Genomic DNA, 14,013 nt, shown 5'->3' on the forward strand with positions numbered 1-14,013 from the left:
GCAAGGCCTACCGTCGACGTGTGGCTGTCGAGGTTCAGGGCCGGATGGTGTACGTCAGCACCGGCTCCAAGACCCAAACTGTCAACATCTGCACTGAAGTGAATCGCAGGACGATTTACGAGAGCGTTTACGAGCTCGACATTCGGCAGAAGGTGACCGAAGAGCAGGTCGCCCAGCGGAACGATCTCGCTGAGCTGAGGGCCTGGCTGGAGAGTCTGGGTGGTTTCGACCGCGGGCCACGGGGCGACGAGGCGCCCGCCGGTCAACCGAAACGCGAGCCCAGGCTGATCGGCGTCGACGTCGACGATGAATGGTTCGACAGCGCGCGCCGGGTGGTCGAGGTCGCCATCGACTCGCTCGTGCTGGAGTTCATCGACTTCCCGTACCTGCACAGGGTTGAACATTCGTTACATGCACGCCTGTACGGGATCCTCGCGGCACACCCGATCTTCGCCCATCTACTGCCTATTGGGGACACCGGGTACTCGACACAGCCCGTACACAAGGAATGGCCGGAAACCACGGCCCGGGAGGCGAAAGCCGGCCGCCGCGGGAACTTTGACCTGGCGATCCTGAGCCGCCGACAGCTGGAATCCGCCACCCTGGACGACTTCCGCGAGGGCCGGATCGCCGCCGCGATCGTCATCGAGATGGGCCTGGACTACGGGTTCGACCACCTCAACCAGGACCACGACAAGCTGATCAACAGCAACGTGTCCGCGGGATACCTGGTCGACCTGGTACGCAAGCGTCCCGCCGACGACCGCACCGAACATCTGGTGCTGAACCCGAACGCGAACGTGAAGACCGCCTACGCCCGCCACGCTCCGACCGGAGAATGCGTCTACAAGACCGTCGGCGAATCAGAGCTTCGGCGTCGAGGCTGACCTGTCGCAGTCGCTCTCGTAGTAGGCGGCCTCGTTCAGCGCTCGGCCTCGGCCCGGGCGGCTGCCGCATCCGCGTGGCGGTCTGCGGTGTCGAGCAGGTCGGCGTAGTCGCGGAGTGTGTCCGCGAACTCGGCCCGACGCTGCGGCTCACGGCTGGTCAGGTCACGCATCAACGTGACCGCCTCCGCCTGTGCCGTCAACGCCGCCGCGGCGTGTGCCTGTCGATCGCCGATCTGGCCGGCGTCGTCGGCGAGACTCTCGTGCATGCAGGACAGCTGGCGCAACGCCCGGGCCAGGTCGATCTGGTACCGGTCGGGGTCGTCGGCGACGAGCTGGCGCCGCCACCGCACCACCCGGTCGAAGGCGTCGCGGGCGGGTTGAGGCCGCTCCGCCTCGGCCAGCCGCAAGCCGAGCGCGTAGCCGGTCTGGGCGGCCATCCAGCGGTATCCCGGCTCGGATTCGGCCGCGGCGGCCAGCAGGGACTCCGCCTCGCTCAGCAGTGTGACGGCCTCGTCGACCGCCCCGTCGTCGCCGCGGTCGACGCCGAGGTTGTGCAGCAGTTGGGCATATTGCACCAGGGAGGCGGGGCCGCTGTGCTCGCGGGCCACCTGTAGCGCCTCGGTCAGCTTCTCGTTCGCCTCGTCGCCCCGGTCGGCGGCGCGCAGCGCATTGGACCAGTTGGTGAGCGCGGCACCCAGGTGGCCGAGGGTGGTGTCGTCGCCTTCGCCGGTCTGCAGCAGGCCGCGCAGGAGGGCGACCGCCTCCCAGGCGGGGGCGATCGCGTCCTCCCAGGAGCGCTGCTCGGTGTGGTTGTGAGCGAGGTTGGTGAGCGCGATCGCCAGATGTTGACGGCCGGGCCCGTCGTCGGCCGACGTGCGGTGGATGGCGACCGCCTCGGTCAGTGCGGCGTGCGCCTCGTCGTGGCGTTCGAGCCGGCCCAGCGCCAGCGCCCAGTTGGACAGCGCCTGGGCGAGGTGCCGGCTGTGGTCGGGGTCCTCGGCTGACTGGGCGACGAGGTGCCGGTAGTGCATCACCGCCTCACCGGCGAAGGTCAGCGCCTCGTCGGCGCGGTCCTGCTCGCCGAGGGTCAGCGAGCGGTTGGACAGTTCCCGGGCCAGGTCGGCTCGGGCTTCCGGGTCGTGGCCGGCCTCGGCGCGCAGCTCGTCCAGCGGGTCCACGGAGGTGGGTTCCTCCAGGATGTCGTCGTACTCGAGGTGGTCCGCGGCCAGCTGTGAAACGGCAGATGTACGGCCGTGCCGGTTTCGACCTGCTACGGCACCGAATCCTGCTCGCATAGGCCGACCACCGTTTCTGCGCCAGAGCCGTTCTTTTTACAGTCCCGGAGGCCGAATTGGTTTCCCTTTTGTTGCAGATATATCGACGGTGGCCTCCCCCTTTGGGCCTTTGACTGTCCACTCGATCACTGGTTTCCCGGCAGGGGTGGCGGTAGCCGGTGCGACCAGTGAGGTCAGGACTACGAGGTTGGTTGGATCAAGGTTCTCCGCAACCGCGGCTTCTGGTGGCTCGGCGGTGACGTAAACCAGCAGCGCGCCGCGGTGGCCACGAGGATGACGCAGTTGGTCGGCAACGGGATCATCGACTTTGGTCGTCATGCCGGAGATTCGTTCCAATGCGGCACGGTGTTTCGGGTCGCTGCCGGAAAAGTCGGAGCGGTCGCGGCGGCGCATGCGGGTGATGATCTGACGCTCACCAAGGCCCGGGAGCGTGCGATCGGCGCCCTTGGTCAGAGTCGGCCAGACCACCAGCATGTCCTCGATCTGCCCGCGCCTGACCCTGTCCCGGTAGAAGTTGATGACCGGGTCGACGACCTTGAGTGCGTTCGGATGCCAGCGCAAAGCCGTCAGCGCCTCGATGAACGCTTCGCCATCAACGGTCCCGACTCGCGCCTTGAAGTATGACCGAAGCTCAGGTTCGTGTCGGCTTCGCGCTGACACGAACGTTCTCTCCGCTGTCGCTGCGGCGAGAAGAGGCAGTAGTGCTTCGTAGTTGGCGCGGCGGCCGCGATCGTCGTCGGCCGGGCCGTAGTAGTCCTTGAGCCGGCCCGAATCGCCCATCGTATGGACTATCGCGTTGAACATCTTGTTCGGTGCAGCTGGCCGTAGGTACGGCAGGTGCTGGCTGACGATCGGCGGCACCTGCCACGGTTCCAGAATGTCCTCGTACTCCCGCAGTCTTTCGCGGAAGGCCATCTCGTCCCGCATGAGTCCTTCGAATGCCTCATAGAGGTCGACACGTTTGTCAGCGTCGTGTGGGTCACGCCGGATGAACAACCGGACCAGGTCCCGATAGCCCGGCCGGAAGCCGAACCACCGGCCGGCCTGCATCATGGTGTCGCCCTGAAGCGCCTTTCGCGTGTAGAAGGAGACGGTCAGTCCTTCGACGGTGAAGCCGCGACTGAGTTTCGCGCCGCCGATGAGGATGCGCCATACGCTGTCGCGGTCGAAATCAAGGGCGTATTTCTCGGCCTCGATCTCGCTGTTCACGACCATCACCGCGTCACCTACCGCGGTGATCCTGCTGAGGGCCATTCCGAGTGGCTCGATCAGTTCGTCGAAGGAGCCCGGGACCGGGAACTCACCGGCTCGGGCCCGGCAGACCGGTTCGAAGTCCTGTTCCCAGAGCTGCTGCAACCGGTCCAGTGCCTCCGGCGAGCTGAACGACGCCTCCTTCCACACCTCGCGAACCAACCCGGCCATCTTGCTGTGCTCGGCGGTCTTGGTCGCTTCGTGAATCATCATGGTGTGGTGGCGGTAGCGCACCGAGTGATGCTGCTCGCGGTACAACTTGATGGCGCCGGCCAGCAGGAATGCGTCTATTGCGGCACGGATTTCCTGGCGGCGTTCGTCGTCGGAGTTCGTCGAGTCGTCGTCCGGCGGGGGTCCTACCCGCCGGATGTAGGCGACCTCGTTGGATGTGGCCGGATCGTTCTTATCGTCCTCGCTGTTCCAATCGACGTCGTGGAAGTCGGCGACACCCATGTACTGCGCGGGCCGATCCAGCGCGATGACGAAGTTCTTCGGGAAGATGTCGCTGGCGTCCTCGGGGTCGACGAAGAAGTTGGCGAAAGGCGTGGCGGTGTACATCACGAGCTGGGCCCGGGGTAGGCGTTCGAGTAGGCCCGTAATGGCCTTGTTGATCGCGGTACGTTCCGGGCTCTTCCTCGGATTCCTGGTATTGATGGAGGCCAGATCCGACTCGTCGTCGATGATCAGTGCGGGCAGTTCGTTGAGGGCCTGCTTGAGCGGCGCGAGATCGTCAGCCAGCTTCTGCAGCACTTTGTCGTTCTTCTTCACCACGACGAGCCGTACGTCAGCGGTTTTGAGATTGGCCGGATCATAGAACGGCTTACCGGGATCGCTGCGATGCAGTTCCATGCTGGTCAGGCCGTGCTTGAGCCGCATGTAGTCGTCATTGAGCAGGGTCAGCCGCTTGATGACGGGATAGCCCTTGGCCTCGAAGTCTTCGCCGTGCTCCACGAAGTTCTTGTTGAGCCAGTCGTCGTCCCCGGCATAGTCGAAGTCGGTCGACGCCTCGCTCTTGATGCCGCGGACCAGGTTCTCCCGGCCGACCAGTTCCCGGTCCAATCGTCGCTGAGTCTGCGACCGTAGGAGTTCGATTGTTCCGGTCATCACGATGATGAGCCGGTATCCGGCATCGATCGCTTTGGCGATGACGCCCGTGAAGTTGGCGGTCTTGCCGCTCTGCACATAGCCGACGACCAGGCCCTTGCTCTGGTACTGGTGCTCGGATGCCGGGTCCGAGATACGGCCGACGATATCGGTAGTCGCCTGATCGAGTGCAGCCACCGAGTCGGCCGGCCAGCCTCGTTTGTGTAGCAGGTAGTCACGGTAGTGGGGCCAGTAAAACGACCACCTGCTCTGTCGATCGCTGTCGTACCATGGGTTCCACTTCTCGCTGATCACGGTAGGGCGCATGGCCGAGACCGGCGCGATGTGATCGAGCCGGTCGACCACAGGTTGGGGAAGGTCGAGTAGGTCGTAGATCCGGCGGCGGCGTTGCACCGTGCGGGGATCGGTCATAATGGGCTGGTCCCAGGGCGGGTTTTTGGCGAAGTCCCATTCGGCCAGCGTGATCGCGAGTTCGCGTACGGCCTTGTTGTCCTGCTGGTTGTGGGCCTCGAGAAAGGCGAACAGTTCGTTGGTGGTCAGCGGAGTGTCCGGCCACCGGAAGCCGTTCAAGGGCCCCATCAGGGGCATCGGCCCGGAATTCCGGAGACCGCTGACCGCGGACAGGAGAGCGGAGTTCAGGTCAGCCATGGTGGTCTCCCGTGATGAAAGAGTGTGCCGGCGCCGGTGGCGTCCCTGGAGTCAGGTTCGTCAGATCGACCGTGTAGGTCGCGCCGACGATCAGCTCGGGTCGTGGACAGGCGCTCTTGATCATTTGGCGGTTGAGCGACGGGAAGTCGTTGTTCACCGGGAAAGCGGCCGGTAAAGCGCGCAGTCGCCAGGGTTCCCGGTAGAGCGAGCGATCCCGCTCGCGCCAGCCCGCCAGGCCGAGAGCCTGGCCGAGGGTGGGAGCCGCCGGCCCCGTCGCAGCCCTCACATCGTCGACCAGTTGCGCCAGACTGCGGCCGCTCACGCTGGTGGCTGTGGTGATTTGCACCGAGATCAGCCACAGAGGCGCGCCGGGAACGGGATCGAGTTGGTCCAGGCCGCTGATGGTGTGCCTGCGGCGTTCGGTGCGGGTGGTCTTGATTTCGCAGGTGAAGGTCTGGAAGACGAAGTCGTGTTCGTTAGCGGCGTGGCCTTTCCATGATTCGACGGCTGTGGCCGGGCCGAGCTGCCGGATGCATGATTCCAGGAAGATCATTTCGCCGTAGAGACCGATCTGTCTCTCGGCGGACAGGGCCCCGGCCCGTGTCAGCAACGCGCCAAAAGTGGACAGCGCCGTGTCGACGGCGGCCGGGAACGGCAGGCCGTCCTGCTGGATCAGGTCGGCGATGTCGCTGATCAGCAGATATGCCTCGTACTCGTTGTCGTCGTACCGGACGACGATTTCAGCCCAGAGGCTTCCGGCATCGTCAACGACGGACGTGCGGACGTTCTCGTAGCGCGCGACGTCGGGAGCGTCCGTGCCCTGGTAAGGCGTGCGCAACGACAGTTCGTGCCGCTGCGGCTCGAAGTCGATCCGGCAGGACGGTTCACCCGGCACCGCGATGGCCGCGGGTACACGAGCCACGTAGTCGGCGAGCCCGTCGCGGGACAGATGCCGGTCCCGGGCTGGAGTGATCATCGCGACCCGTTATCGCGATAGCGGGACTCGGCACGGATGGCGGCGGCCAGAATCGCCGACCACACCTCCAGCAGGTCTTTGTCGCGCGGCCCCCATACGCTGCCCTTGAAAAGATCCTCGGTCAGCAGGAACATCAGCGTCTTCACCAGCGGTGCGTCGCTCAAACCGGTGTTCCCGCCGGTCAGTGCTGTCCGGTATTGCTTGTTCAGGTTGATCACCCGTGCTGCGCGGTCGAGTTCGAAGAACTTCTCCGGGGCCATCGAGTTCCAGCGGATCTCTACCGGGCCTTCCTCGACGCGTAGCGGTACCTCGGCGCGGATGACACGCCGGACCTCCTCGTGCAAGCCCTTGGAGGGCTCAGCCATTGGCCGGCGGCGGTGCTGCCGGCGCCGGGATTCGGTCAGGACCGATTCGGCATGGGTCAGATAGTCGGTGAATGTGCTTTGCACGCCGCGGTGGTCGTGTACGGCGTGTGCGATGGCTGTTTGGAACTCGTGCGTGAACAGGACTCCGCTCTTCTCCGGGTTCAACCGGATCAGGTCGGCCACCGCACCGAAGTCGTCGATGACGACACGGGCGAGGGCACGATCCTTGTGGCTGGCGGTCACGTGGTTCCAGCCACCCGCCTGCAACAGGCGATCACTGCGGTAGAGGTAGAAGCCCTGGAACTCGGCACCGTCCCGGCCATAGAGGCGGAATTCGGGACCGCTCAGCTTCGTCGGGAGAATGTGGCAGGTCAGATCGACGGAACGGCGGCCGATGGTGGCGGTCAGTGTTCTCGGATAGCTGTCGATCGCTGTGGCGCGATGCCCGAACGGGTCGATAGGCGTGATCGGTTCCGGGATACCTGCGCGCCCTTGCGCGATGTCGAATACATCCAGGTCGATCCGCAGGCGGCGGGAGTCGAGTAGACGGTGGTAGATCAGACCTAGGTGCAGGCGAAGCCGTGTCTTGGTTTCTTCCAACCAATGGGTGAGCCCGGCGTGTGAAGTCTGCGGGAACCGGGTGTCAGCCCAGTGCACCACGGTTCCGGTGGTGCCGCCGATCCGTTCCAGCATGGCTTGCAGACCGTCCCGAACCGTAGCGGGATCGATCACGTCACAGCCGTAGTCGCGTTGCACGTCGTTGCGCCGAAGCCGGCGGCAATGCGTCTTGCCGGATGCCGGTCGAGTGGCCAGAGTCAGCGTGTCGGCGTGACTGAACGACGCCGCCTTCAATCCGATGCCGAAGTGGCCCTGATCTTGGTTGCTGTACTCGCGTTGCCGCCCGAGACGCATCGCTTCGTCCGCCTGTGGGCCGTCCATACCCCGGCCGTCGTCCACGATGCGTAAGCCGATGGGTTGCCCGTGATCGGTGTCGAAACGAACGAGAACCCGGGTGGCGCTCGCGTCGATGCTGTTGTCGATGAGGTCCGCGATGGCCGATTCGATGGTGTGATGAGTGCCCAGGCTCTTCACCAGACCGGGGTCGGGTTCGAGGATCTTTCGTTCCAGGACGTCGTCCTCGACGCGAATCGAGCTCACAAAATGACTGTAGGTGCAGGTCCAGCGTGCTGGCCCGGGTTGGCCAAATCAGCGGTCGGGCCTGATACATCGAGTTGCCGGAGCCGTGCCGGGCAACACCGATATCGCTTCGGGGGCGTTCCTGGTGGGTCACGCTGTGTGAGTCCCGCCATGTCGGAGAAAGGAACCGGCGTGAATAGTGGCGTTTTCGAGCCGGTGAGGCTGGAAGCTCGCGGGCTTGCCGTACATCTGTTCGTGCAACCAGCCATCAACCTGGCATTGGTACACAACCGGGTTCCGGTTGTTCGTCAGTTGGTGATCGAGAACCTGGGGTCGGAGGCTGCTGAGCAGCTCGAGGTGCGGCTCGACATCGAAGGTCCGGCTGGACCACTCAGCCAGCCGTGGCAGGTTGTTGTTCCCAGGGTTCTCCCAGGTATCCCGGTGGGCTGGGACGACTTCGCCTCGCTCAATCCGGACATCGGCGTCCTCCGTAGTGCGAATGAGGCTTTTCCGGTTGATTACCGGCTCAATGTTGCTCGTCACGGACATCCGGATCTTGTAGCGAGGATTCCCTCGCTCGCTCTCGCCCATGACGAGTGGTTCAACAATCCGCTGCTGTTCGACTCGCTGGCCGCCTTCGTACAGCCCAACATGGCGGCGGTCGACGCCATTCTGCGCTCGGCCGCGCAGATCCTGGTCGCGACCACCGGATCGGGTTCGATAGACGGGTACCAGAGCGGAATGGGCCGGGCCGCCTACATCGCGGGCGCGGTCTACGAGGCGCTTCGACAGGCAGGAATCCACTGTCGAGATCTGCCGGCATCGTTCGAGAACAGCGGCCAAAAGATCCGGACTACGGCAGTGGTACTGGATGGCCGCCTCGGTAACTGCATCGACCTGTCCGTCACGTATGCCGCCTGCCTTGAACAGGCCGGGCTGAGGCCGTTGATATGGCTGTTCAAAGGGCATGCGATCGCCGGCTTCCTCGCCTCAGAACACCACCTTCCGACGACTGTGATGGCGGAGGAAAATTTCCTTATCTCGATGGTTGAATCCGGCCGGGCTGTTCCGGTCGAGCTGACCGCAGTGGGACCCGGAGCGACGTCGCTGGACTTTCCGGCGGCGGTGCAGGCGGGTGTCGGCCACTTCCGCGACGGCCGCTCCCGGGTACTCGGTGCCGTCGACATCCATCAGGCCCATCGCAATGGTGTACGCCCCCTGCCCGCTCAGGACCCGATGCCGCCACCACATGTGCCGCATGCGGATTCGGCCTCACGCACCCGGCCCTCGATCGACCTTCCGCCCGGCGCGGCGAGGGCATGGGCCGAGGAACATACGGCCGATGAGGCGGTGCCGGAGGAACGGGACTACTCTCCGCTCCGAATCCAGCAATGGAAGCGTTCGCTGCTCGACCTCAGCCTTCGCAACCCGCTGCTGAGCCTTCCGGCGCGAGGTAAGGGACTCGACCTGCACGTGCCCGCGGGAGCGCTGGCACTGCTCGACGACATCATTCACGCCGGCAAGCGTCTGGAGATCGTGCCTCAGGACCAGATCAGCCACCTTGAGGAGCTGGCCCGTGCACGACGTGCTGCGCATCTCGATCCGGAGGTGATCACCCGGCAGCTCCGGGACGATCGCCGGATCTTCGGCGCGGTGGACGAGAAGCGCTACCGCACCGTCATGCGTGGTCTCCAGCGTGACGCCCGCACGATGGAGCAGGAGACCGGTGGCAATTACCTCTACCTGACCATCGGCACCATGGTCCATCCCAAGGCGAGGGGAGGCGAAGCGCACGCACCGTTGTTCCTGCTGCCGGTACGGATCGAAGGCGGTACCGGCCGTCTCGCGTACAACTTGGTCATCGACGGTTCGCAGATCGCGTCGGCCAATCAGTGCTTGGTCGAGTGGCTGCGTGTCCGGCACGGTGTGCAGATCGCCGAACTGGAGCGCCCGATCCGTGACGAGTTCGGGCTGGACATCCCCAGGACTCTGACAGCGATCCGGGAGCATCTGGTCCGGAACCGGTTGAACTACCGCGTGGACGAGATCGCGAGTCTGCGTCTGCTGCAGTTCTCCACCGTCCAGCTCTGGCGTGACATGCGGGATCATTGGCCGGTCTTCATGGCGAGCCCGGTCGTCCGTCATCTGGTGGAATCGACCGGGGCCACCTTCGACGACCCTCTCGGCGACCCGGCCGAGGTCATCGTCGACGAGAGCCGGCTGCATCTTCCGATCCCGGCGGACGGATCACAGATGCGGGCCATCGTCACGGCCGAGCGCGGCTACTCGTTCGTGCTCGAAGGTCCACCCGGTACGGGCAAATCCCAAACGATCACCAACCTCATCGCGACCGCCATTACCAGTGGCCGGTCGGTGTTGTTCGTGGCGGAGAAGCAGGCCGCCCTGGAAGTGGTCAAGAGCCGGCTTACCTCGATCGGGCTGGCACCGTTCACGCTCGACCTGCATGGCCGAACACAGTCGATGAATGCCATTCGGGAGCAGCTGCACCAATCGCTGGAGCAGACGGATCGAGGCGACAACACCGCTTGGACCGCGGTAGAGGGCGGCTACCGCGCTAAGCTCGCGGCGCTCGCTCGCTATCCGGAACGAATCCACACACGTAACGGCGCGGGGCTGACGGCATGGTCCGCCTTCGAGTCCGTCCTGGTCTACGGCGACGGCGCTACAGCGATGGTGCCCCCCGGATTCCTGGAGGTGCCCGTCGCGGATCGTGAGAAGGTCGAGCGCGACCTGCAGGATTTCGCGGCCGTGGCACAGTCGGCCCAACTGCGACGCCACCATCCCTGGGCTCTGAGCGGTTCGCGTACCGTCGATTCCCTCGACCGCGCCACGCTCCATGCCATAGCGAATGAACTGGAGAAGGTACGCGCTGAGGTGGCGAGCCGCCCAGAACTTACTGCCTGCCTCAGGCGTCTCAGCGAGCCCGGCTCGCTGACAGCGTTTCAGCCAGCTGCGCGACTGGCGGCGGTAGGTCAGTTGCCGAGCTACGCGGCCACCCGGCGAGCGTGCGAACCCGGCTGGGACGATCAGGTCGCCGCGCTCCGCACGGCCCTTGCGCAGTTCCGTCGGGATCATGATGACGAGTTGCGGGAGTTTCAGCTCGGCCGTTTCTCTGTACCGGAACTCACGGAGTGGCTGGCGGAGGCACACAGCGCGGCCAAGCGGTTCCTCGGCAAACGCAAAGCGTTGCAGCGCGTCGCGGATCGTCTGGCACCGTTCACCCACCCGGGTGTGGCGGTGGATGCCGATCAGATCGCACAGGTCATCACGCGACTGTTGTTGATGCTAGATCGGCTCGATTTTCTGCGAACCCATGCGGAAGGACTCGGCGGGCTTCGGCTGCCGCCCGGCTGGCCGGCCGAGGTGTATCAGGCGGAAGCGCAACTGTCGGTCGCCCATCAGGCAGTGGTGACAGGCCGTGCGCTGCTTCTTGAGCACCCGGACGTATGGAACGTTCTCGCCGCAGGCTCCGGCCCGGACGCTGCGCACCTGTTCCACCATGTGCTCACCAACTGGACGGCGTGGCAGACGGCGCTCCACAGCGGCCATGCGGACTTCGCCCTCTGGGCCGGCGAGCTGGGCTGGTTCGAGTCGTGGCAGCGGGACGGGGCGACGTGGCAGTCAGATCTGGGTCGTGATGGTCTTCTGGCCCCGCACCGCTGGGCGGCCGTGCTGGTCAATACGGATTCGTTGACTCACACGGGTCTCGGTGTGTTCCGCGAGCAGTTGTTGCGGGCCGAGATCCCGGCGGATGCGGCCGAACACGCGTACCGGCGTGGTGTAGCTGTGACCGCCCTGGCGGAACGACTACGGGCGGGAGACCTCGAGTACTTCGATCCGGATGTGCACGACAACGAGATTACGCAGTTCCAGAAGGCCGCCGCGAAGTTGCGCGCTGTGCTGCCGGAGCACCTGCCGTCGATGCTGGTGGAACGCCGGCCGTTTCAGCCGGGCGAACGCCGTGGCCGGGTCGCGGAGCTGGCCACCGAGCTGCGCCGCAAGCGTGGTGGAAGGTCGTTCCGGGAACTCTTCACCGAATACTCCGATGTGGTCCTGTCCTTGACGCCGTGTGTTCTGGTCAGCCCGGCATCGGCGGCTACCTTCTTGGCGCCGGCCGCAGCCCGGTTCGACATCGTGATCTTTGACGAGGCGTCACAGATCACGGTGCCGGAGGCGATCGGGGCCATGGGGCGAGGGCGGTCGGTCGTCATCGTGGGAGACTCACGGCAGATGCCACCGACGTCCATCACGCAGGCCTCGGGTGCTGATGACGATCACACGGCCGAGGAGGATCTGGTTCCCGAGGATCTCGACAGCATCCTCAGCGAGGCCGTGGAGTCGGGCCTGCCGCAGCGCTGGCTTTCCTGGCATTACCGTAGCCATGACGAGTCACTGATCGCATTCTCGAATCGTTACTACTACGGCAGCAAACTTTCCAGCATGCCGTCACCCGGTGCGGCCAAGACCGCGGGTGTCCACTGGCGGAGAGTCCACGGCCGATACGAGCGTGGTGGCAGGCGGACCAATGAGGTCGAGGCGCGCGAGATTGTCGCGGAGATCTCCCGGCGGCTGCGTGCCCCGACGACCCAGGCTTCCTCGATCGGCGTCGTCACCTTCAACCTCCCGCAACGGGACCTGATCCTGAACATGCTCGAGGAGAGCACTGACCCGTTGATCCGCGACATGATGTCCGACAGCCGACGTGAGCCGATCTTCGTCAAGAACCTCGAGAACGTTCAGGGTGACGAACGCGATGTCATCCTGTTTTCGCTAGCCTTCTCCACCGATCCGGAAACCGGTCGACTGCCGCTGAATCTCGGCCCGCTGAGCCGAGCCGGCGGCGAGCGGCGATTCAACGTCGCGATCACCCGGGCACGTAGGCAGGTCGTCCTCTTCGCCTCGTTCGACCCGGCCGACATTGACCTGGCCCGGACCTCGTCGGTGGGCACTCAGCATCTACGGGCGTACTGCGAGATGGCCGCCGCCGGGGTGGAGAGCCTCGGAGATCTGTCCACCACCCGGCGACACAATCGCGATCGGATCCGGGAAGAGGTGGCCGCCGCTCTCGAGGAGCGGGGGTTCGAGGTCACCACCTGTCACGGGCTGTCGGATTTCACCGTCGACATCGCCGTTCGTGCTGCCGGGGCCGCGCGTTGGCAGGTCGCGGTGATGCTGGACAGCCCGCAGTGGGGCCGGCGTCCCACGGTGGCCGATAGGGACGACGCACCGGGTCTCCTGAGTGCCATCATGGGATGGCCGGAGGTGGTGCGGTTCTGGTTGCCGGCATGGATCCGTGACCGTTCACAGGTTCTCGACGCCATCGGAGGCGCGGTCGATCGTGCCGCTGCCGAGAGCCTTCCTCGCATGGAGGAAGCACCCTCTGCCATTGAGTCGCAGGATTCGCCGCCCATCGACGTCGAAGCTTTTCCGCCTACGACAGGCGAGCATTTCGCCGTGGAAGCCCCTCTGCCGGACGAGGTCGGATCACAATCCGATCCGCTACTGCAGTCCTGGGGCGAGGAACCTTCGGTAATGCCGGTCATCTCGGGCTCCGGGTGGTCGGACTTCGTGCCGTACTCGCCGACACCGTTGGGTCAGCGCGGCGACGTCGATCTCATCGACAGCAGCCCGGCCATCCGGGCCGCTGTTCGTGCCGCGATCGACCAAGTGATCGCGGCTGAGGGCCCGGTGGAACAGCAGCGGCTGGCGCGGCTGGTGCTGGCCCGGTTCGGGTTTACCAAGGCGCACGCCGACCGACGCGCGGCCATTCTTGCCCTGGCCGATCCGGAACTGTTTCGAAGCAGCAAGGCCGGCGTCTTCGCCTGGCCGCCTGAACTTGACGCCCAATCCTGGCGCGGATACCGCCGTACCGTCCAGAGTACGGACCGTGCAATTGAGGACATCGCACCGGAGGAGATCGCGAACGCTGCCTACAGCGCGTTGGCGGCGCGGGCGGGGATGGGGGAGTCGGACCTGCTGCGTTCAACTCTGGAACTGCTTGGGTATCGCCGCATGACGGAGAAGATAGATCGGCTGCTCCGGTACGGGTTGGAAGTCGGCCAGGTTACCGGAGCCCTGATCAGAGAGGACGACGGCTCATATCATGTTGAGGCCTGACACTTGTCCTAGTTCGGCAGGGTACGCGCAGGCTTGGGTGCGTTGGTGTTCTTGCTGGAGGTGGAACTTCCAGTAGGCGTCGAAGTCGCCGTTGGTGATCACGGCTCGGAGTAGGAGGACGGCTTCGGCGCCGGGCAGGCTCCAGCGGGCGCCGGTGATGGCGAGGCGGTCTTTGGCCAGGTACTGAGGTTGAAAGGTCAGGGTGAGCCTGT

The 14,013-nt window shown here is 65.1% G+C and carries 6 protein-coding genes and 1 pseudogene; 2 read left to right on the top strand and 5 right to left on the bottom strand.

Going from position 1 to position 14,013, the window contains the following annotated elements; translation table 11 throughout:
* Positions 1-20: 20 nt before the first annotated feature.
* A complete protein-coding gene (locus KZ829_RS36655; RefSeq protein WP_220148433.1) occupies positions 21-887 on the top strand; it encodes a hypothetical protein in 867 nt (288 codons plus the stop codon).
* 35 nt (positions 888-922) lie between these two features.
* Here KZ829_RS36655 and KZ829_RS36660 read toward each other — a convergent pair whose 3' ends face one another.
* The 4 genes from KZ829_RS36660 to KZ829_RS36675 form a co-directional block, all read right to left on the bottom strand.
* A complete protein-coding gene (locus KZ829_RS36660; protein ID WP_220148434.1) occupies positions 923-2,065 on the bottom strand; it encodes a tetratricopeptide repeat protein in 1,143 nt (380 codons plus the stop codon).
* 153 nt (positions 2,066-2,218) lie between these two features.
* A complete protein-coding gene (locus KZ829_RS36665; RefSeq protein WP_220148425.1) occupies positions 2,219-5,185 on the bottom strand; it encodes a Z1 domain-containing protein in 2,967 nt (988 codons plus the stop codon).
* Positions 5,178-6,161: a PD-(D/E)XK motif protein gene (locus tag KZ829_RS36670; protein WP_220148426.1), complete on the bottom strand. Its 984-nt coding sequence runs from the start codon at positions 6,159-6,161 to the stop codon at positions 5,178-5,180. Before KZ829_RS36670 ends, KZ829_RS36665 begins: the two co-directional genes overlap by 8 nt.
* Positions 6,158-7,684 (bottom strand): ATP-binding protein, encoded by a 1,527-nt coding sequence (locus KZ829_RS36675; protein ID WP_220148427.1) that lies wholly within the window; start codon positions 7,682-7,684, stop codon positions 6,158-6,160. The genes KZ829_RS36670 and KZ829_RS36675 overlap by 4 nt, the downstream gene beginning before the upstream one ends.
* Before the next feature lie 150 nt (positions 7,685-7,834).
* Between KZ829_RS36675 and proA the strand changes: the two genes are divergently transcribed.
* Entirely contained in the window at positions 7,835-13,801 is a 5,967-nt protein-coding gene (gene proA, locus KZ829_RS36680; RefSeq protein ID WP_220148428.1) for an anti-phage protein ProA, read from the top strand.
* Here the strand turns inward: proA and KZ829_RS43590 are convergent.
* Positions 13,781-13,987: pseudogene (locus KZ829_RS43590) on the bottom strand (hypothetical protein); the annotation flags it as partial. The gene proA and the pseudogene KZ829_RS43590 sit on opposite strands and share 21 nt — an antisense overlap.
* Positions 13,988-14,013 lie beyond the last annotated feature (26 nt).

Source organism: Actinoplanes hulinensis, from assembly GCF_019429605.1.
Taxonomy (GTDB): Bacteria; Actinomycetota; Actinomycetes; order Mycobacteriales; family Micromonosporaceae; genus Actinoplanes; species Actinoplanes campanulatus.